Origin of the sequence: Micromonospora sp. NPDC049175 (assembly GCF_043197345.1) — a bacterium.
Classification (GTDB): Bacteria; Actinomycetota; Actinomycetes; order Mycobacteriales; family Micromonosporaceae; genus Micromonospora.
In genome coordinates this window covers 347,017-367,198 of record NZ_JBICSY010000001.1, presented here as the reverse complement: position 1 = coordinate 367,198, position 20,182 = coordinate 347,017, and the positions used below count along the sequence as shown (strand labels likewise).

Genomic DNA, 20,182 nt, shown 5'->3' with positions numbered 1-20,182 from the left:
GGGCCGGCCAGTTCCCGACCCACCGGATCGAAGGGACGTACCGCATGGAGATCGACCGGACGGACGTGGTCGCCGAGGTGACGGCGGCCTTCGCCGCCTACGAGCGGGCGCTGGCCGATGGTGACGCCGAGGAGATCTGCGGGTACTTCTGGGACTCCGACCAGACCGTGCGCTTCGGCATCGCCGACCATCAGTACGGGTTGGACGAGCAGCGCAAGTGGCGGGCCGCGCAGCCACCGCTGCCGGCCGGTCGGCGGCTGGTCGACCCGGTGGTCACCACGTTCGGCCCGGACCTGGCGGTCGTGACGACCCGATTCGGGTACGCCGACGCCGACGCCACAGGGCGGCAGACCCAGACCTGGGTCCGCCTGCCCGGCGGCTGGCGGATCGTCACCGCCCACGTCTCCGTCACGCCCTAGTGGTCCAACGTCACTTGATCTGCCGGCTGGCCTACTCGGCTAGCTCATGAAAAAGATCATGGTCGCGAGGCTTGCCCCCATGGCCAGGTGCTCCCAACGGAGCAGGTCCGTGATCGGTCGATTGCGCAGCCGGACGAGTACGGCCGCCATCGAGCAGAGGTAAGCCGCCGTGGCGGCGCGTAGCAACACGAGCGCCGCGTCATGGCCGGTGACGGTGCCGTGGTCCATCCGGGGCCCGGCGGCCATGTGGTGGGCAGCCATCGACCCGCCATGTTGATGCATCAACACGGCGAGCGCCATGAGCACGGCCCCGGCCGTACGGTGCCACTCCACCTGCGGGCCGCGCTCGGTCGGACCGCTGGTGACGAGTGCCACCGCGAAGGTGAGCAGCAGCAGCGCGCCCGCGTACTCCACGACCGGTGCGGCGTCGAGGGTCACCGCGACCATGACAGCCACCATCGCACCCGCGAGCATCCGGGCCCTGCGGGACGCGCCCGCCCGCGGCACGACGCAGCAGCAGGCCGACACCGCGGCCGACCCGAGCATGATCATCTCGAGCGTCAGGACGTCACCGCCGGCGTCACGCCGGGGCGTGACCATTGGGCGGTGGGGCGGCCGTTGAGCCGCCACGGGTGACCACTGACCCGCGGCCAACCCTGCGGTGAGTCCTCCCAGCTCTCCTGCCGGCCGTACACGGTGAGGTCCAGGGCGTGGTAGCTGGTCATCAACGCCTCCACGCCCCGCCCGGTGGTCCAGTAGGTCTCGTAGACCTGGTCGCCGTCGCGCAGGTAGCAGGCGATGAACCCGAAGTCACGACCGTCGGCCAGAGCCGGGTCGGAGTCTTTCGCCGAATACCAGGGGAACGGGTAGCCCATGAACTCCGCGAACGGGGCACTTTCCTCGTAGGCGCCCTGGCAGAACACGGCGTAGGTGACGTCCCGGGCGTGCAGGTAGTCCAGCATCTGCAGGTGACAGGTCGAGAAGGTGCACCCCTCACACTGATGCTCGTGCGGCTTGCCGTCGTGCCACATGTGGAAGTAGGCGATCAGCATCCGGCGGCCCTCGAACACCTCCACCAACGGGGTGTCCCCGCCGGGGCCCCGCACCGTCACCGTCGGCATCACGGTCATCGGCAGCTGACGACGAGCGGCCGCGATGGCGTCTCCTTCGCGGGTATGGGCCTTCTCCCGGACCAGCAGTTCGTCGCGCTCGCGCAGCCAGGTCTCCCGATCGACGACCGGGGGCACGGCGGCGCTGGTGGGCTGGTTGCTCATGGCACTCTCCTTCGTGGAGTGGGGATCGGTCACAGATACAGACGACCGAGTCGGCGATCGTCATCGGTGACCGATGACGGATGGGGTCCGCGGTCGTCAGTACGGTGGTGAGGACCATTCAGCCCCGGGGAGATCACATGTCCGACTCGCCTGACGAGCAGGCGGTCTGGCTGCAGCGCGCCTTCGACGAGCACCGGCGCGAGCTACACGTGCACTGCTACCGCCTCGCAGGGAACGTCACCGACGCGGACGACCTGGTGCAGGAGGCGTTCCTGCGTGCCTGGCGGGCCCGCGACCGCTTCGAGGGTCGGGCGTCGGCGCGCACCTGGTTCTACCGGATCGCCACGAACGTCTTCCTCGACAGCCGCAAGGCGGCCGGTCGCCGGACGGTTCCGTATGGTGACCCGCTGGAGTGGTCCACCGAGCTCGGTCCCTATCCAGACGCCCTGTTGGCCGACGATCCGCAGACCGGTCTCGCCGCCCGGGAGACCGTCGAGCTGGCCCTGATCGCAGCGCTCATGTACCTGCCGCCGCGGCAGCGGGCGGCCTTCGTGCTGCGCGACGTCTACGGCTGGACGCCGCAGGAGGTCGCCGGCACGCTCGACACCGCCGTAGCGGCCGTCAACAGCCTCCTCCAGCGGGCCCGCCAGACCCTCCGGCGGCACGCTCCGTCGGACCCACAGGACTGGCGCCGCCCACAGCTCACCAGCGAGGACGAAGAGATCCTGCGCCGCTACGCCAACGCGAAGGACCCGGAGACGGTCCGGGCACTGCTCGCCGAGGACGTACGGATCACGATGCCGCCCGAGCCGCCGGTCGTCGGGATCGACGCGGTCGCGGAGTTCCTCGGCCGACCGCTCGACTGGCGTACCTTCCCCACCTCGGCCAACGGGCGCCCGGCACTGATCAACTATCTCCGCCGGCCCGGCAGCCCGCACTATGAGGCGCTTGTCGTCGACGTACTCCGGATCGAGAACGGGAAGATCGTAGAGAGCAACGCCTTCATCGGTGCCCGTCACGTCGCCGCCTTCAGCATGCCCGCCACGCTCGAGCCCTAGACGAGTAAGTCTCAAGCTCAGTGGCCGAGTCTGCGCTGGGGGTAGTGGCAGGGCGAGGACGAAGGCGTCGAGGAGTCAGCGGATCTCGGCGACGGTCAACGCGATGATCTCCGGGTGCCGCCGGGCTGCTGAGCCGGGTGCTCGGCGCGGCCGGTGGGGTGGGTGTCCCACCAGCGCGGCAGATCCACGTCCGGCGTTTCCGGGCTGGCGAAGTGGAACGGCACGCCGGCATGCCGTGCGATCGCCTGGCCGTGCTCGATCGCCTGTTGCGCCTCCGGCCACGGCGGCACCTGCCCGTTGAACAGGCGGATGTCGCTGCCCTCTCGGAGCGTCGCCAATCGCACCTCATCGACGTGATCGTGGTCTCGGCCCGGTCGGCTGACGATCGCCACCAGGTCGACGCACCAGCCCCGGGAGTCGCCGTCCCAACAGGCTTCGACCGCGAGGATCGGTGCGGCGATGGCGTCGACCTTCGCGATGAGCTGCGTGGTCGTCGGCGGCGGTGGCTCGGGCGGCAGCAGACCCTGTCGGTCCAGTTCGGCGCGTCGCCCGACCAGCAGATCCTGTGCCTCGTACAGGCCGGGTCGCGGTTGCGGTCCGCCTTCCCCGCGCAGGAGGAGGATCGCCTGGATCAGTCGATCCGTGCACAGGGCCTCGTCTATCTGCGTCAGCAGCCGTGGCTCTACCGCGTCCCACCAGCCATCGGGTGTCAGCACCCGGCCATTATCGTCGGGCGGCGTCCATGTTGGTGGACAGCGTCCCGCGCTGGGGTCGACGGCTCGGCGGGCCGCACCCCGGCTGCCGCGTGTGGTCCGAGCATCGATCGACCGAGAGGGTGCTCCGCCCGTTTCCGTCCGCGCGACGCCTACGGCTTTTATTTTTTGTCCCTTCGTGTGCTTGCGGCCACCGCTTCCTGCTGTGCTCACTTCTTGACGGTCGGCAGTGGGTGGCCAATTATGCGAGACGGCCCAGCCATTTGTCGCCGTCGAGGCCCGTGCGGCGGCGCACTTCGCAAGCCCTGATGGTCCCGGGATTGACATAGGCGGAGATGAACATGGTGGTATCCGGGCGGGCGCCGCCCTACGCTGATTACCCGATTGTCCTGGTCGGAGCCGTGCAGGGGGCCATGCCGTCCGGGGCGCCGCTTCCCGGGCGCCCCGACGCGGCAGGTGGGTGATTTAGGACGGTTCAGGGACATCGTTCCACCGTTTGGGTGACCGGTCCGTTTCGGTGGGTGTGGTGCGATCCCGGGAAAGAACCGCGCCCGGACGTGCAACTTGCCGAATAGGAGCCGTTCGCATCGGTATCTTTCGACAATTGACGGTGCGCCGGTATAGTGCCTCCAATTCCCCTGGAGCGTGCCGGAAGGCGTCTGGTCTGCGTGATGAAATCTGGGCTGGAAAGCGCGTCGACAAGCCCGCGCTTCGTCGGGCGGCAACCACAGTTGGCGCACATCAGGAGAGCCCAGGCCGCCGTGCTCAGCCGTGGCTGGCAAATGGTCTGCGAGGTGGTCGGGGAGCCGGGCATCGGCAAGACGCGTTTCGTCCACGAGGCACTGGAACGGAGCGTCCCCGCCGTCGCCTGGGCCGTCGGGACCTGCTCGCCGGATGAGCGAGGAGTTCCCTTCCACGTGTTCCGGCACGCCTTCACGGCGGGGCAGTCACCCCGACGCGGGCTGCGTGCCGGACGGTCCAGCGGGCAGACCTGGGCCGAGTCCGCCGCCGAGGTGCCGCCGGCGCCGGCGCGGGCCTCGGACGCCCAGCGGTTCCGGACCTACCAGTTGGCCCGTCGGCTGATCGGCCTGGCCGCCCGGGACGGCCTGGTGCTGGTCCTCGACGACCTGCACTGGGCGGACGCATCCTCCACCGGGCTGATCGCCCACCTGCTGCGGTATCCGGTGCCCGCCCCGCTGCTGCTCGTGCTCGTCTACCGCCCGCGGCAGATGGCGACCCCGATGCCGTTCGGCCCACCAGATCCCGGCGAACACGCCGACGCGGCGACGACGTCACGCGATCGGATCGAGCTGCCACCGCTCAGCCTCGCGGAGGTCGCGCTGCTGCACCCCTGCGTCGGCCAGGCGGAGGTGCGCCCCCGGTACGACCTGACCGGCGGCATCCCCGGTTACCTGGCGGCGCTGCCGGTCGACACCACCTCGACGGGCGCCGATCCGACCCGTACGACACCGGGTGCCCGGCTGTCCGACGCGTCGGTGGCCGAGTTGCGCCGCGAGTGGAGCGGCCTGCCCCCCGTCGACCTGGCCTGCCTACGGGCCGGGGCGATCGTCGACGCGCCCTTCTCCACGGATCTGCTCGCCGAGGTCGCGCAGGTCCCGGCGGCACTGGCGGTCGAGGTCGGCTGGCGGTTGGCCCGGCTCGACCTGATCCGCCGTGTCCCCGGCACCGGACGGTTCGCCTTCCGGCACCCGGTGCTGCGCATGGCCGTCGCCCAGGACACCGACCCGGCGTGGCAGGCGGAGGCGTCTGGGCGGGCGCTGACCGCGCTTGTCGAGCTGGGCGCCCCACCCGTGGACCGGGCCCGCTACGCGGAGCGCCTGCTCGCCCTCCCGAACGGCCGCTGGGTCGACCGCTGCGTCACAGTGCTCTGCCGGGCCGCGCAGGAGGTCCGGTGCGAGACACCGGACCTGGCCATCCGCTGGCTGCGGCTGGCGCTGCGTGCGCTGCGGCCGACGGCCGGCCTGACGCAGCGTCGCCACGAGGTGTCACTCGTGCTCGCTCAGATCATCGGGGAGGCGGGTGACCTGGCCGAGAGTCGGGCGCTGCTGCAGGAGATCGTGCCGCTGTTCCCCGCCGACCCACCGGGACGACGGGCGCAGGCAGTGGCGCTCTGGGCGCGCGTGGAACGCCTGCTCGGCAACTACGCCGAAGCGGCGGCGATCAGCCGACGCGAGCTGGCCGCCCTGCCCGCCGAGGCCGGACCCACAGGTGGTTACCGACTCGCCACCGAGATCGGCGTCGCCGGCATCCTGGCCGGCCGTCCGGTGGCCGGGCTGCCCGACGTGCTCGGCGGAGATCTCGGCGGCTCCGGCGCGGACCGGGCCGGCCTGCTGGCCGTCCGGAGTCTGGCCGCCGTCCACGACGGTGCGCTCGACGACGCCCGGGGCCTGCTCGACGCCGGTGCCCGGATCGTCGACTCGCTGCCGGACGGGGACGTGCGGGACCACCCCGACTGCCTCACCGCGCTCGGCCTCACCGAGTTGTACCTCGAACGGCATGCCGACGCGGGACGGCACCTCGACCGCGGGCTGACGCTCGTCCGCGCCTCGCACCGCGACGACGGGCTGTGCCAGTTGCTGCTCGGCCGCAGTCAGGTGGCCTACCACGGCGGCCAACTGCCCACCGCCATCGGACTGGCCACCGAGGCGGGCATCGTCGCCCGACGCATCGGCAGTCACCACCTGCTGAGCTTCGCCCTCGCGTTCGAGGCGGAGGCGACCGCGTGGCGTGGTGACCTGCGCGACGACGACCGGGCGGTGGCACTGGCCCGCAGCGCCGCCGGCATCGCCACCGACCTCGCCACCTGGTGCGGTCGTACCGCCGCGACGGCCCTGGCGACCGCGGCGCTGCTGTCCGGTGATCCGGCGACCTGCGCCGACCTGGTGCGGTCGGCCGGCGGCGACAGCCGGCTGAGCCGTCTCCAGAGCACCCTCCGGCCCAGGTGGTTCGAGCTGCTCTGCGCCGCCGCCCTCGCCGCGGGTGACCTGACCGACGCCGAGCGGCAGGCGCGGCTGGCGCTGGCCGAGGCGAACCAGGTAGGTCTGCCCGGGCAGCGGGGCTTCGCCGAGTCCGCGTACGGCGAGGTGCTGCTCGCCCGCGGCGAGGCCCTGGCGGCGCTGCCGCACCTGGAGACCGCGGCCGACCTGTTCCGCTCCGGCGGGATGGTGCTCCGGCGCAGCCTCGCGCTGGCCTCGCTGGCCCGGGCGGCCGAGGCCGCGGACCAGACCGGCCTGGCGGCGCGGGCCCGCCGCCGCGCGCTGGAGCTGGCCGGGTGGTGCGGGACGGAACGGGTCGCCCTGCGGCTGGCCCGTCCGGTCGGCCCGCGCGAGGTCGCCGCCCTGACCGACCGGGAGTGGCACATCGCGCGGCTGGCGGCGACCGGGGCCACCAGCCGACTGATCGGGCGGCAACTGAACATCAGCCCCCGCACCGTGGAGGCGCACCTGACCCGCATCTACCGCAAGGCGGGTGTCGCCTCCCGGTCGGCTCTGGTCGCCTGGGTCGCCCGGCTCGATGACACCGGTCGATGACCACCTCCCGGGCCCGATGACACCGTTTCGTGCAACGTCGACAGGCCGGGCAGCACGAGGCCGCGCCGCCACCGTCGTGGCCCGACAGCCGCTCACATACTCGACTGCATCGGGCGCGAATCCCGTGCACCGGTGGTGGATGGAGGACGAGATGCTGGGCAGTAGATCCGTCAGGAGCCCGCGTACCGTCACCGCGCCGGTGCCGGTGCCGGCGATGCCGTTCGCCGCCGCCACGGTGGCGCTACTCGTGCTGGCCGGCTGTGGTGGCGAGCCGGTGGACGCGGCCACCCCGGCGCCCCAGGGTTCGGCGGCCTTCGGTCGGGACCGGGCCGCGCTCGTGCTCACCGCCTTCGACCAGGCCGACTCGGCGGCCTCGGTGGCCGGCGACGTCGAGGCGTTGCGGGCCCAGGAGGTCCCGCCCTCGCTGGACCTGAGCATCGCCGCGGTACGCCGGGCCACCTACAACCAACGAACGCAACCGTCCTTCCAGCACATCAACCCGGCCTTCGCGGTGCCGCCCGGCGACCCGGCCTGCTTCCTCGTCACGGCCACTCTGCGGCTGACCGGCTCGGAGTTGGCACCGACCGACGTGAGCCAGTTCGTGCGGGGCGCCGACGGGCAGTGGAAGCTCAGCCACAACGTCCAGGTCACCCAACCGTCACTTGTGGTCGCCCGGAGCATCGACGGACGGCCGGCCACGGCGGGCGGGACCGCGCTCGACGAGACCAGTCGCCGGGCCCTCGCCGCCGAGGTGTTCGCCCGCAGCATCGGTTCCACGACGGGCAACCGGTCCCTCGTCGCGTCGAGCCCGTTGCTCGACGGCCAGTTCGCCGGTGGTTGGGAGGTCTACGGGCAGCAGCTCGCCGGTGTCGGCGCGGCGGCGCGGCGGACGATGGACCGGGCGGAGTGGTCGGACTGCGCGGTGGCGGTGCCGACCGGCACGCTCACCTTCCTGACGATCCACGCCACCGACACGCTGCGTCCCGCGCCCGGCGGCCCGGCCACCGTCCAGATGGTGCCGCAGAGCCCGGATCTGATCGCCACCGGTCATCGCGCGGCGGTCCGCGGCACGTCGATCCGGGTCACCCGGGTGGAGACGTTCGTGCTGCTCGTGCCCCCGCAGGCCACCGGCACGTCGGTGCTGGGGCTCAACGACACCGCGCTGACCGTCACCGCCGGCTGACCTGCCGTCGAGCGTCGACGACGCCGCCGGCGGCAGAAACCTGTGGCATCACTCGGATCGGACGCCCGGGACCGCGACGATGACAGCAGCCGTGATCGCCGGCGGGGCCGGCCGTCCGGCCACCAGGCTCGGGAGGAACCATGTGGCGTCCGCGCTTCCGATCGGATTACGTGCCGGTGCGGCTGCCCGACGGTCCGCTCGTGGTGCTGGGGGAGACCCGCAGCCTGCTCATCGACGACCCGGTCGCCGCGGACCTGGCCGACCAGCTCGACGGCGTCGCGCCGCTGGCCGACGTGGTGGCTCGGCTGGCCACCCGACACCCGGTCGCCGCCGTCGCCGCCGCCCTCGCCCGACTGCGCGACCACGGCCTGCTGGTGTCCGGTCCGGCGCACACCTCCCCGGCCGAGGCCGCCGGCTGGGACGCCCGGGGTGTCCCACCCGAGGCCGGCCAACTGTGGATGGCCGGCGGAGCGGTCACCATCGTGGACCTCGGCGCGCCCCGGGTGGCCGAGACCGCCGACGCGCTGCGCGCCCTCGGGCTCGCCGTGACAGTGGTCGGACCGGACCAGACCGACCTCGGCCCCGACACCGCCCAGGTGCTGGCGCTGCCGTCGTCGATGCTCGACCCCCGGCTGGCGCTGGTCAACGAGCGCCACCTGGCCGCCGGTCGAGCGTGGACGCTGGCCCGGCCGCACGGCAACGTCGTCTTCCTCGGCCCGCACCTGGTGCCGGGCCGCACCGGATGCTGGGCCTGCCTGCGGCAGCGGTGGCAGGAGAACGAGCAGGTGAACACCTTCCTCGACGGGCAGGAGCTGACCGCTCCGCTGCCGCAGCCCGGCCGCGCGGTCCTGCCCGGACTTGCCACCATGGCCGCCGGGCTGCTCGCCGCCGAACTCGCCGTGCTCGCCGTCCGGGGCACGTCACCGCGCCTCACCGGCCGCATGGTCGCCCTGGACACCCGGGACCTGAGCACGGAGAGCCACCAGCTGGTACGCCAGCCGCAGTGCCCCGCCTGCGGTGACCCGGACCTGGTCGGCAAGGCCGAGCCCCGGATCGACCTGCCCCCGAGCGGCGCCCAGCCCAGTCGGGGCGGGGAGTCCCGTACCCGGGAACCCGCCGAGGCGTACGCCGCGCTGGCCCACCACGTCAGCCGGTATCTGGGCGTGGTGAGTCGGCTGACCCCGCTGGAGGCGACCGACAACGGCGTCACCCACACCTACTCGGCCGGGCACAACTTCGCCCAGCCCCGCCAGCTCGCCGCGTTGCGCCGCAACCTGCGCGGGCAGAGCGGCGGCAAGGGCCGGACCGACCTGCAGGCCCGGATGAGCGCGGTCGGGGAGGCGGTGGAGCGCTACTGCGGGGTGTGGCGCGGCGACCGCCCCGTGCACCGGGCCACCTACCGGCAGCTCGGCCCGGACCGGGCGGTGCACCTGCGGGAGCTGCTGCTGTTCTCGGAACGCCAGTACGCCGACCGGGACCGGCTCAACCGCGACCTGGGCCACCTACACCGCGTTCCCCGCCCGCTGCCCGACGACGTGGAGCTGGACTGGACCACGGGCTGGTCGCTGACCCGCCAGACACCGCGCGAGCTGCCCGCCGCGCACTGCTGGTACGGGCATCCGGAACTGACCGGGCTGGGGGTGTGCTCGGCCGACTCGAACGGCTGCGCGGCCGGCGGCACCCCGTCCGAGGCGATCGTGCAGGGTTTCTGCGAACTCGTGGAGCGCGACAGCGTCGCCCTGTGGTGGTACCACAGATCCCGGATGCCGGGGGTCGACCTCGCCTCGTTCGCCGACCCGTGGACCGCCGCCTGCGTCGACCACCACGCCGCCGCCCTCGGCCGTGAGCTGTGGGCGCTGGACCTGACCGCCGACCTCGGCGTACCCACGTTCGCCGCGGTGTCCCGGCGGCTCGGCGCGGGGCCGGAGGACGTGCTTGTCGGCTTCGGCGCGCACCTGGACGCGCGGGTCGCGCTGACCCGGGCGCTCACCGAGGTGAACCAGTTCCTGCCCGCCGTGGCCGGACCGACCTCCGGTAGCCGGTACGGCGTCGACGACCCGGACACGGCGCGCTGGTTCGGCACCGTGCGGGTGGCCGACCAGCCCTGGTTGGCCCCGGATCCCACCCGGGCGCCGCGCACCGCCGCGGACCACCCGGCGCTGACCACCGGCGACGTCGGGGACGACGTGCGGCGGTGCGTACGCCGGGCGGAGCGGGCCGGCCTGGAGGTGATCGTCGTCGACCAGTCCCGTCCGGACGTCGACCTGGTGGTCGTGAAGGTCGTCGTGCCGGGCCTGCGGCACTTCTGGCGCCGGCTCGGTCCGGGCCGGCTGTGGGACGTGCCGGCCCGCCTGGGCCGGAACCCGCTGGCCGTCGACGAGACGTCGGCCAATCCGCTGAACGTCTTCTTCTAGTGAGGGACACGCAGATGACCAGCATGGTGGACCCGGTCGGTGGGCGGCCGGCGTGAGCGGCTCCGTCGGCGGTCCGCCGGTGCAGGAGTCGTACCGGCTGCGCCGGGACGCGGAACTGCGACTCGGTGAGGACGGCTCCCTGACCCTGCGGCAGACCCGCTTCCAGCTCACCCTGGAACAACCGGGCATGGGCCGGCGGGCGCTGCTGCTGCGGCTCGCCGCCGACTGGGTCAACGACGTCGAGGTCGGCCGGCTGATCAGCGGGCTGGAGGGGGAGAACCGGGTGCTGCCCGCGCAGCTACTGCTGCGCCGGCTGCTCGCCCACTCCTGGCTGGAGCGGCGCGTCCAGGTCGACGACCGGGCGCTGCTCGACCTGGTGCCCACCGGCCTGGGTCGGGGCAGCCTGCCGGAGAGCCGCCTGCACGCACCCGGGGTCCGCTACCGGCTCTCCCGCTTCGCCACCCTCCAGCACGAACACGGCATGCTGACGGCCGCATCGCCGCTGAGCACGATCGCGGTCGGCTGCGCCGACGCCGCCCTCGGCGCGGTGCTGGCCGCCGCCGTGCCGGGCGTCGGACCCGAGGCGGTGGCCCGCACGCTCGGCGTGCCGCCGGAAGCCGCCGGACGGGTGCTCGACGAGTTGGCCACCGCCCGGATCCTGGTCACCGACGCCGAGTTCACGGCGGAGTGCGACGACGCCCCGCTCGCCTACTGGTCGCCCGAGGAGTTGCGGCTGCACCACCGCTCCCGGGCCGGCCGGCACGCGCTGCCGGTGGGTGGCACCTACCGGATGCGGGAACGCTTCGCACCACTTCCCCTGCGCCGCCCGTACGACGGGGGTCGGGCGGTCGAGCTGCCGCTGCCGGACCTGGCGACGATCACCAAGGCGGACCCCGCGTTCAGCCAGGTCGTCACGGACCGCCGCAGCGTGCGCGACCACGACGACGCGGCACCGCTGCCCCTGGAGCGGCTCGCCGAGTTCCTGTACCGGTCGCAGCACACGAACGCCGTCGGCGAGACCGGTGGGCAGGAGGTCGGCCACCGGCCCTACCCGGGCGGCGGCGGAGTCTACGAGCTGGAGATCTATCCACTTGTCGCCCGCTGCGCCGGGCTCGACCCCGGGCTCTACCACTACGACGCGGTCGGACACCGGCTGGAGCCGGTCGCCGGGTGGGGGCCGGCCGCGGACCGGCTGCTGGCGTACGCCCGGGCGGCCGGCGCCCTGCCTCGGCCACCGCAGACGGTCCTGGTGGTCACCGCCCGGGTCCAGCGGCTCATGTGGAAGTACGAAGGGATGAGCTACGCCATGATTCTCAAGGACGCGGGTGTGCTGACCCAGCAGATGTATCTCGTCGCCACCGCCATGGGGTTGGCGCCCTGCGCTCTCGGCGCCGGGGACTCCCAGTCCTTCGCCGAGTTGTCCGGGCTCGACCCGCTCGTCGAGCCGAGCGTCGCCGACTTCCTGCTCGGCTCGCGCCGCTCCACCGGCCCGGCCGGGGTGGGGGGCCGGCCATGAAGTTCCGGCGGCAGGCGTTGCGCCAGTTGGAGGCGCCCGAGCAACTGGACCGGGCGGTACGGCTGACCACGGTGCCGAACTGGCTGGCCACCACCGCGCTCGTCATCGTCGTGGTCGCGGCGGGTGTCTGGTCGGTGCGCACGGTGGTGCCCCGGACCGTCGAGGCGGCCGGGGTGCTGATCCACTCGAACGGGATCTCGGCCCTCGACGCGCTCGACAGCGGCCAGGTCACGAAGGTGTGGGCGGCGCCGCACCAGCGGGTGCCGAAGGGCACTCCCCTCTACAGCCTGCGCACACCGGACGGCAAGGTACGGGTGGAGACCGCGCCGGGCGACGCGTACGTCGTGGCCTGGCTGGTCTCCGAGGGTGAGATCGTCACCCCGGGCACGCACCTGGCCGACCTGGAACGGCTCGACACCGCCGGGGACGCGTTGCAGGCCGTCGTCTACGCCCCGGCCGTCGCCGCGCCGCTGCTGCAACCCGGGGTGTCCGTCGAGGTGGCCGCCGCGGCCGCGCCGCGCAACGTGTTCGGCACCCTGGCCGGCCAGGTGACCACCGTCGGCGCGTTTCCGGAGACCGAGGCCTCGCTGCGCGCCTTCCTCGGCACCGGGCCGGACGTCCGGCGGCTGCTCGCCCGCGGCAGCGTGGTCCGGGTGACCGTCGCCCTGGCGCCCGACCCGGGCGCCCCGGGCGGCCTGCGCTGGACCAAGTCCCCGCCGCCGTTCCAGCTCAACTCGGCAAGCGAGGTCACGGCGTGGTTCACGGTGGACCGGGAACACCCGATCGACTGGTTGCTGCGGCGATGAGCGCGCCGACGACAGCCACCAGCGGCGCGCCGGCACTGCCCAGGATCCGGCGGCGACGCGTCCGTACGCCCACCCTGATCCAGATGGAGGCGGTGGAGTGCGGTGCCGCCGCGCTGGGGATCCTGCTCGCCCACCACGGACGGCACGTGCCCCTGGAGGAGCTGCGCCGGGTGTGCGGGGTGAGCCGGGACGGCTCCACCGCGGCCACCGTGCTCAAGGGCGCCCGCCGGTACGGGATGGTGGCCAAGGGTTTCCAGATGGACCTTGCCGGCCTGGCCACCGTGGCGCTGCCGGCGGTGCTGTTCTGGCGGTTCGAGCACTTCGTGGTGCTGGAGGGGCTCGGGCGCAAGGTCTTCATCAACGATCCGGCCACCGGTCCCCGGGCGGTGAGCTGGGAGGAGTTCGACGGCGCCTTCACCGGCATCGTGCTCACCATGGAGCCCGGCCCGGAGTTCCGGCCCGGCGGCACCCGCTACCGGCTGGTGCGGGCGCTGGCCGAGCGGTGGCGCGGCCCCGGCTCGGCGATCGCGCAGATGCTGCTGCTCGGCCTGCTGATCGCCGTTGTCGGTCTGACCATCCCGGTGATGGCGAAGGTCTTCGTCGACCGGGTGCTGCTGCAGGAGGACCGGGCCGCGTTCGCCGGGCTGGTGGCGGCGGTGGCGGTGGCCACCGCGCTGACCTTCCTGGCCAGCCTGCTCCAGCAACGTCTGACCGTACGCGCGGAGACGGCGCTCGCCCTCGCCAGCGCCGCCCGGTTCTTCCGACATCTGCTGCGGCTGCCGCCGGCCTTCTTCGACCAGCGGCAGGCCGCCGACCTCAGCCAGCGGGTCCGCGGCAACGAGGTGGTCGCCGAGGTGCTGACCCGTCGGACGGCCACCACCGTGGTGGACACCGGCCTGGTGCTGGCGTACGGGGCGCTGCTCTGCCAGTACGACCTGCTGCTCGGACTGTGCGCGGTGGTCCTCGCCGGGCTGAACGTCAGCGTGCTGCGCTATGTCGCCTCGACCCGGTCGACGGCCGTCGCCGGACTGCAGGCGGACCGCAGCAAGCTGGTGACCACCGTGTACACCACGGTTCAGATGATCGAGACGGTGAAGGCCGGCGGCGAGGAGGAACGCGCGGTGGCCCGGTTCGCGGCCCGCCATGCCACCGTCGCCAGCCGTCAGCAGCGGCTGGGGGTGCCCACCGCGGTGCTGTCCGTCCTGCCGGCGCTCCTCGCCTCGGCGACCACCGCGGTGCTGCTCGGCCTGGGCAGCCGGCAGGTCGTGGCGGAGGCGATGAGTGTCGGCGTGCTCGTCGGCATGCAGAGCCTGGCCGCCGCGATGAACCGCCCGTTGGGCAATCTGACCGCGCTGGGCTCGCGCCTGCAGGACATGAGCGCCGACCTCAACCGGCTGCGTGACGTGGAGCGGTATCCGCTGCCGGCGACCCAGGACCAACCCAACCGTCAGTTGACGCCGATGGAGGGCCACCTGCGCCTCGAGGAGGTCACCTTCGGCTACAACCCGCTGGGCCGTCCCCTGCTGGAGAACTTCAGCCTGGACCTGCCGCCGGGGGCGCGGGTGGCGCTTGTCGGACGCTCGGGCAGCGGCAAGTCGACTGTGGGTCGGCTGGTCGCCGGTCTCTACCGGCCCTGGACCGGACGGGTCACCGTCGACGGCCTGGAGCGGACCGCCGCCGACGACGGCCTGTGGGCGGCCACCGTCGCCATGGTGGACCAGGACCAGCGGCTGTTCGAGGGTACGGTCCGGGACAACGTCACCATGTGGGACCTCACGGTCGCGGACGAGGACGTCGTCACCGCGCTCACCGACGCGTGCCTCTACGACGAGGTCGCGGCCCGTCCCGGTGGCCTGGGCAGCCCGGTACGGGAGAACGCCCGCAACTTCTCCGGCGGCCAACGGCAGCGGCTGGAGATCGCCCGCGCGCTCGTGCGCAACCCCCGGGTGCTGGTGCTGGACGAGGCCACGAGCGCGCTGGACGCCGAGACCGAACGCCGGATCGACATGCACCTGCGCCGCCGGGGGGCGACCTGCCTGATCGTGGCCCACCGGCTGTCCACGGTCCGCGACTGCGACCTGATCGTCGTGCTGGACGGCGGTCGGGAGGTCGAGCGCGGCACCCACGAGCACCTGGTCGCCCAGGACGGGGCGTACGCGCGCCTGGTCCGGGACCACTGACCACGACGAACCGAGGAGACGCTGATGAGTGGCGTGGTGGAGGATTCCCCGGCCGGCGGCCTGATCGGCTTCTGCGCGGACGGCGTACGCGAGGTCTGCCGCCTGGACGGCCCGGTGGCCGGCTGGCTGGTGACCGGGGGCGAGGCCGACCTGTTCGCGGTACGCCGGGCCGGAATGAGCCCCTCGCGTCGCCACCACGTGGCCCGGCTGCCCGCCGGTGGCCTGGTACCGACGTCCACCGCGATCGGTGCGTGGCAGCTGATCCTGGTGCCGCTGCCCGGCACGGAGTTGCGCGGGCTGTCCCGGCGTCACCTGTCCCTGCTGGAGCGGCACGTCCGGCTCGGCCGGGTGGCGGACGAGGGGCTGTCGCCGCGGGCGCGGACCGCCGCGACGGAGCTGGTCGAGGCGGTGGACCTGGTGCTCGTCACCGTCGCCGACGCGTTGCGCCGGGGGCAGGCGCCCCGGGAGGCGTCCACCCTGTGCGGACGCGAGATCATCTCGCTGGCGCAGGGGAGCGCCCTCACCTCCACCGGTGGCGCCTGGTGGCTGCGCAGCGCCGGCGGGCAGTTGCGCCGCAACGACGGCGGCCCGGCGGAGATGTCCGGGGAGCGGGAGCTGCTGCTGGTCACCGAGCGGGACTGGGTGGTGGCCGAGTCGCCGTGCGCGGTGGAGAGCCACGGGAGCTGGGACCTGCTTGTCAACGGTCAGCTCCGCTCGGCCGTCGACCAGCACGTGGCCCGGCTGTTGCGGATGGTGGAGACCCGGATCGAGGAGGCCGACGCGGCCCTGCTGAGCGCCGTGCGGCGGCGCCGGCTCACCGACGCGGCGGTGCTCGCCGCGGCGGCCCGCCGGTCGATCGGGGTGATCGGCGCGGGCGGCGCGGTGCCGGTCCCGGACACCGAGGCCGGCTTCGACAGGTACGACCGGGCGGCCTCGGTGCTCCGCGTGGTCACCGCCGGGATGGGCACCCCGATCAACGAGCCGGCCGACCGAAGCCGCGCGCCGCTCGACGACCGGGCGGCGGTGCACGCGGTGACCCGGGCGTCCAGCCTGTTCCTCCGTGCCGTGCGGCTGCCGGACCGCTGGTGGCGGCGCGACCTGGGTCCGCTGGTGGGGTGGCGGGCCGGTGCCGACCCGGAGCACGCCGTGGCGGTGCCGCTGCTGTTCCGCCGCGGGCGCTACCACCACGTCGACCCGGACACCCGGGCGTACGCCCCGATCGACGCGACGGTGGCCGCGACGTTCGCCGCCGAGGCGACCGAGGTGCAGGCGCCGCTGCCGCCGACCGCGCGGATGCGCCACCTGCTGCGGGCCGGGTTGGTCGGCGCGTCCCGGGACGTACGGGGTCTGCTGTTCGCCGCCGCCTGCGTGGCGGTGCTGGGCCTGGGCGTGCCGCTGGCCACCGGCGAGGTGCTCGGCCAGCTGGCCCGGCGGGGCGAGGTGAACGGCCTGGTCGGCTTCGTGGCGCTGATGCTCAGCGCGGCGGTGGTCGCGGGGCTGGTCGGCGTGGTGCAGAACCTGCGTCTGCTGCGGTTGGACGGCCGGTTGCAGTCCGGCGCGCAGTTGGCGATCTGGGACCGGCTCATGCGGCTGCCGGCCCGGTTCTTCACCGGCCGCAGCAGCGGTGAGATCGCCAACTCGATGTTGGGGATCTCGTTCGTCGGTGAGGCGCTGAGCGCGTTGCTGCCGCAACTCGTCTCGGCGGCCGCGACGGTCGCGGTGACCCTCGGCATGCTCCTGGTGGTCGAGCCCGTGCTCGGGCTGTGGGGAGTGGGGATCGTCGCCGTCACCATGCTGACCTTCGGCGCGTTCGCCGTCCTGATCGTCCGTCAGCAGCGGTCCGCGTTGCCGGCCGAGCACCGGGCGGCGGCGATGACCAACCAGTTGCTCGGCGGCATCGTGAAGATCAAGCTGGCCGCCGCCGAGACCCGGGCCCACGCGCGCTGGTCGGAGGTGGCCGCGACGGCCCGCGCGGCGCTGCAACGGGTTCGGCAGAGTCAGGCGGGCCTGGTCGCCTTCGGCACCGTGCTGCCGGTCGCCGGCCAACTGGTCCTGTTCGCCGTGCTGATGGGGCCGCTCGCCGGCCGGGTCGCGCCCGCCGACTTCTTCATCCTCAACGTCGGCTTCGCGATGCTGCTCGGCGCGCTGCTGGTGCTGGTGTCGGCCGGGGTCGAGGTGATCGCGGCGGTGCCCCGCCTCGGCAGCCTGCGGGAGATCCTGCGCGCCGAACCCGAGGCGCGTCCGGACCGGGTGGACCCGGGCGAGTTGCGCGGCGAGGTCGCGCTGCACCGGCTCACCTTCGCCTACCAGCCGGACGAGCCGCCGGTGCTCGTCGACATCGACCTGCACGTACGCCCGGGTGAGTTCGTCGCCATCGTCGGACCGAGCGGCTGCGGAAAGTCCACGCTGCTCCGACTGCTGCTCGGCTTCGAACGCCAGCAGCAGGGCGCGGTGCTCTACGACGGCCAGGACCTCTCCGAACTCGACGTACACGCGGTCCGCCGGCAGTGCGGGGTGGTTCTGCAGGACGGGCAGCTCTTCGCCGGCTCGGTCCGGGACAACATCTGCGGCGCCGGCAGCTACCCCCTGGACCAGGTCTGGGAGGCGGCCCGGATGGCCGGCCTCGCCGACGACCTGGAGGCGTTGCCGATGGGGATGAGCACGATGGTGCCGTTCGGCGGCGGCACGCTCTCCGTCGGGCAACGTCAGCGGGTGCTCATCGCCCGCGCGCTGGCGCCGCTGCCCCGGATCATCTTCCTCGACGAGGCGACGAGCGCACTCGACAACCGGACCCAGGAGGTGGTCAGCCGGAGCACCGCGGCCCTGGCCGCGACCCGGGTGGTCATCGCCCACCGGCTGTCCACGGTCCGTGCGGCGGACACCATCGTGGTCCTCGAAGCGGGGCGGATCGTCCAGCGGGGCACCTTCGACGAGCTGATGGGAGACCCGGAGGGGCTGTTCCACAGGTTGGCGCGGCGGCAACTGCTCACCGAACCGGGACGGGCCGACGCGGTGGCGCAGAGCCGGCAGGCCGACGGGCAGCCCGCGACGGGCTGACGGGCCGGTCAGCCGTTGTCGATGACCGTGCTGTCCTCCAGGCACACGTCCGTGTCGAGATGGTTCTCCAGCAGTTCGGCGACGTGCGCCTCCGACTGGTTCTCCACGGCGAGGCGAAACGCCTCGGTGAGCACGTTCACCACGCCCTGGGTCAGCAGCAGGGTTTCCCGATCGAGGTCGGCCCAGGACGACCGGGCGCCACCGCGGACCAGCTCCGGGGCGAGGGCCAGCAGCCGGGCGGTGACGGCGGCGACCAGCTCGTCAGCCACCGGCCGGAGGCTGTCCAGCACCTCGCTGAGGGTCTGCAGGGCCGGCACCGTGCCGACGCGTACCCGATGCAGGTCCAGGGCGGCGCGCAGCGGGCGGGGCCGGACCGTGCGGACGGTGCCGTCGGTGGTCCGGCCGATCACGCCGTGCCGGGTCAGCGCGTGGGCCAGCGCGGGACGGTCGGCGGTCAGGCGTTGCAGCATCGCGGTCAGCCCGTCGGGCGCCTCGTCACTGGCCCGGACCCCCAGCATCGCCTCGATGGACACCAGGTTGAAGCCCTGCCGCTGCAGGGCGAGGATCGCGTCCAGACGGCGGACGTGGGAGTCGTCGTAGAGCGCGGCCCGACCGCGCCGCACCGGCGGCGGCAGCAGTCGCCGGGCCTGGTGGGCGCGGATGTTGCGCGGCGACATCCCGACCTTGCGGGCGAGCTCCTCCACGCTGTACCCGGCCGGGCCGCCGGGCGTCGTCGTCACCTCGTCGATGCTCACGATGGCCTCCGGCAGCACTCGGTGACGGAACACGGCACCCCGTCGAACCGCTGTCACTGCTGGCGGTCCGCCGATCGCAGCCTAGGTGCGGGCACCGGGCGCTCGACAGGCGAGGAATTACTACTTGTCCACAGTGGTGTCGCTCATTAGAATTGCTCGCCCGCCGCAAGTCGCTGATTCTCAATTACCCGGCTTTCGCCGCAGCGCGACCCTTTCGCGGCCACATTCGGTGAAATCCCCGCTCGGTGGGCGGACCGGATCCGCCGGTGACCCACGATGAGGTGAAATCGGCGGCCCGGACCCTCCCGCGCTGCCTGTCGCCGCCGCCGGCGGTCGACCACCGAAGGGAGCAGGGTGTGACACCTGTCGATCGAGCGGTCTTCGTGGCCGCGTACAGCCGGCTTGTCGCCGACGTCTGGGCCGACCCGGTCAAGGAGCAGGCGCTCGATCGGGACCCGCGCGGGTTCCTCGCCGGCTACGGGCTGCATCTGTCCGAGGATGTGCAGGTCCGGGTGGTGCGGGACGTTGCCGACGCCGATCCGGACCTGGAGGTGCAGATCGAGTCGTGGCACCTGGCGGGGACCACCGGCGTCTTCGTGCTCTTCGTGCCGTCGCTGCTGCCGGTGGCTCAGGCCGAGCTGGCCGAGGACGAGCTGGACAGCGTCGTCGCGGGCCTGGACCCCAGCTGCGCCTGCTGCTGCCCGTGCTGCTGCACCTGACACCGATGTCTGCCGCCCACCGGTCGGCGCGGCAGATTCTGGTGGCAGAAAGCCGAAATCATTGATTGTCGAAGCTCGATCTTCGTAGCGTTCTCGCCACAGCGATCGACCCCCCGTCCCACAGCGAGCCCCGAGGAAAGGACCGAACGATGAGCAACGACGACCAGGAATATGGCGCGAGGTTCGTGACCAAGTACTCGGAACTGGTCACCGCGGTGTGGCGCAGCGACGACGAACTGCAGCGCCTGCTCGCCGACCCGACCGGCTACGCGACGGCGGCCGGCCTGCCGGTCGCCGCCGGCTCCCGGGTCGAGGTCGACCGCGCACAGCCCGCCACGCTCTACACCAAGGACCAGATCGTCGCCGACTGGGCCGGCACGCCCGGCCTGCACGTGCTGCACGTGCCCGAGGTGCCGCTCGTCGACCTCAACGAGCTGACCGAGGCCGAGTTGGAGAGCGTCGCCGGCGGCGTCGCCCCGATCGCCGACAACAACGTCAACATCATCGCCGTCCTCATCCTCTAAGTTCCCCACCCCC

15 protein-coding genes are annotated in these 20,182 nt (G+C 73.1%); 11 read left to right on the top strand and 4 right to left on the bottom strand.

The window, feature by feature from the left end; genetic code table 11:
• Positions 1-44 precede the first annotated feature (44 nt).
• Positions 45-419 (top strand): AtzH-like domain-containing protein, encoded by a 375-nt coding sequence (locus ACGFH8_RS01550; protein ID WP_393361740.1) that lies wholly within the window; start codon positions 45-47, stop codon positions 417-419.
• A 39-nt stretch (positions 420-458) separates the two neighbouring features.
• On the opposite strand, the gene ACGFH8_RS01545 is transcribed toward ACGFH8_RS01550, so the two are convergent.
• Both ACGFH8_RS01545 and ACGFH8_RS01540 read right to left on the bottom strand, forming a co-directional pair.
• Positions 459-971, bottom strand: a complete 513-nt coding sequence (locus ACGFH8_RS01545; RefSeq protein WP_393361737.1) for a hypothetical protein — start codon at positions 969-971, stop codon at positions 459-461.
• 8 nt (positions 972-979) lie between these two features.
• Positions 980-1,693 (bottom strand): DUF899 family protein, encoded by a 714-nt coding sequence (locus tag ACGFH8_RS01540; protein WP_393361734.1) that lies wholly within the window; start codon positions 1,691-1,693, stop codon positions 980-982.
• 137 nt (positions 1,694-1,830) lie between these two features.
• Between ACGFH8_RS01540 and ACGFH8_RS01535 the strand changes: the two genes are divergently transcribed.
• The gene (locus ACGFH8_RS01535) at positions 1,831-2,751 is read left to right on the top strand and encodes an RNA polymerase subunit sigma-70 (protein WP_393361731.1); all 921 of its coding nucleotides are present in this window, start codon (positions 1,831-1,833) and stop codon (positions 2,749-2,751) included.
• 95 nt (positions 2,752-2,846) lie between these two features.
• On the opposite strand, the gene ACGFH8_RS01530 is transcribed toward ACGFH8_RS01535, so the two are convergent.
• A complete protein-coding gene (locus ACGFH8_RS01530; protein ID WP_393361728.1) occupies positions 2,847-3,467 on the bottom strand; it encodes a hypothetical protein in 621 nt (206 codons plus the stop codon).
• Between the two features lie 668 nt (positions 3,468-4,135).
• On the opposite strand from ACGFH8_RS01530, the gene ACGFH8_RS01525 reads away from it, so the two are divergent.
• From ACGFH8_RS01525 to ACGFH8_RS01495, 7 genes are all read left to right on the top strand, one after another.
• Complete coding sequence (locus ACGFH8_RS01525; protein WP_393361725.1) at positions 4,136-7,015, top strand: ATP-binding protein; 2,880 nt, start codon at positions 4,136-4,138, stop codon at positions 7,013-7,015.
• Between the two features lie 151 nt (positions 7,016-7,166).
• Positions 7,167-8,198, top strand: coding sequence for a hypothetical protein (locus ACGFH8_RS01520; RefSeq protein ID WP_393361722.1), 1,032 nt, complete (start codon positions 7,167-7,169; stop codon positions 8,196-8,198).
• Between the two features lie 140 nt (positions 8,199-8,338).
• On the top strand, positions 8,339-10,612 hold the full coding sequence (locus tag ACGFH8_RS01515; RefSeq protein WP_393361719.1) for a TOMM precursor leader peptide-binding protein: 2,274 nt from the start codon (positions 8,339-8,341) through the stop codon (positions 10,610-10,612).
• Positions 10,613-10,664: 52 nt separating this feature from the next.
• Positions 10,665-12,128, top strand: coding sequence for a SagB family peptide dehydrogenase (locus tag ACGFH8_RS01510; protein ID WP_393361716.1), 1,464 nt, complete (start codon positions 10,665-10,667; stop codon positions 12,126-12,128).
• Positions 12,125-12,934: a hypothetical protein gene (locus ACGFH8_RS01505; RefSeq protein WP_393361713.1), complete on the top strand. Its 810-nt coding sequence runs from the start codon at positions 12,125-12,127 to the stop codon at positions 12,932-12,934. The genes ACGFH8_RS01510 and ACGFH8_RS01505 overlap by 4 nt, the downstream gene beginning before the upstream one ends.
• Complete coding sequence (locus ACGFH8_RS01500; protein WP_393361710.1) at positions 12,931-15,114, top strand: NHLP family bacteriocin export ABC transporter peptidase/permease/ATPase subunit; 2,184 nt, start codon at positions 12,931-12,933, stop codon at positions 15,112-15,114. The genes ACGFH8_RS01505 and ACGFH8_RS01500 overlap by 4 nt, the downstream gene beginning before the upstream one ends.
• 24 nt (positions 15,115-15,138) lie before the next feature.
• Positions 15,139-18,171: an ATP-binding cassette domain-containing protein gene (locus ACGFH8_RS01495; protein ID WP_393361707.1), complete on the top strand. Its 3,033-nt coding sequence runs from the start codon at positions 15,139-15,141 to the stop codon at positions 18,169-18,171.
• An 8-nt stretch (positions 18,172-18,179) separates the two neighbouring features.
• On the opposite strand, the gene ACGFH8_RS01490 is transcribed toward ACGFH8_RS01495, so the two are convergent.
• A complete protein-coding gene (locus ACGFH8_RS01490; protein ID WP_393361704.1) occupies positions 18,180-18,959 on the bottom strand; it encodes a MerR family transcriptional regulator in 780 nt (259 codons plus the stop codon).
• 323 nt (positions 18,960-19,282) lie between these two features.
• Here ACGFH8_RS01490 and ACGFH8_RS01485 point away from each other — a divergent pair, with 323 nt between their 5' ends.
• Entirely contained in the window at positions 19,283-19,645 is a 363-nt protein-coding gene (locus ACGFH8_RS01485) for a hypothetical protein (protein WP_393361701.1), read from the top strand.
• Positions 19,646-19,794: 149 nt separating this feature from the next.
• Entirely contained in the window at positions 19,795-20,169 is a 375-nt protein-coding gene (locus ACGFH8_RS01480; protein WP_393246266.1) for a class IIb bacteriocin, lactobin A/cerein 7B family, read from the top strand.
• The last annotated feature ends 13 nt before the right edge of the window (positions 20,170-20,182 follow it).

Coding starts and splice junctions, on each gene's coding strand:
- ACGFH8_RS01495 (WP_393361707.1), top strand. CDS start 15,139: ATGAGTGGCGTGGTGGAGGATTCCCCGGCCGGCGGCCTGATCGGCTTC.
- ACGFH8_RS01540 (WP_393361734.1), bottom strand. CDS start 1,693: ATGAGCAACCAGCCCACCAGCGCCGCCGTGCCCCCGGTCGTCGATCGG.
- ACGFH8_RS01545 (WP_393361737.1), bottom strand. CDS start 971: ATGATCATGCTCGGGTCGGCCGCGGTGTCGGCCTGCTGCTGCGTCGTG.
- ACGFH8_RS01500 (WP_393361710.1), top strand. CDS start 12,931: ATGAGCGCGCCGACGACAGCCACCAGCGGCGCGCCGGCACTGCCCAGG.
- ACGFH8_RS01520 (WP_393361722.1), top strand. CDS start 7,167: ATGCTGGGCAGTAGATCCGTCAGGAGCCCGCGTACCGTCACCGCGCCG.
- ACGFH8_RS01515 (WP_393361719.1), top strand. CDS start 8,339: ATGTGGCGTCCGCGCTTCCGATCGGATTACGTGCCGGTGCGGCTGCCC.
- ACGFH8_RS01505 (WP_393361713.1), top strand. CDS start 12,125: ATGAAGTTCCGGCGGCAGGCGTTGCGCCAGTTGGAGGCGCCCGAGCAA.
- ACGFH8_RS01550 (WP_393361740.1), top strand. CDS start 45: ATGGAGATCGACCGGACGGACGTGGTCGCCGAGGTGACGGCGGCCTTC.
- ACGFH8_RS01535 (WP_393361731.1), top strand. CDS start 1,831: ATGTCCGACTCGCCTGACGAGCAGGCGGTCTGGCTGCAGCGCGCCTTC.
- ACGFH8_RS01480 (WP_393246266.1), top strand. CDS start 19,795: ATGAGCAACGACGACCAGGAATATGGCGCGAGGTTCGTGACCAAGTAC.
- ACGFH8_RS01525 (WP_393361725.1), top strand. CDS start 4,136: ATGAAATCTGGGCTGGAAAGCGCGTCGACAAGCCCGCGCTTCGTCGGG.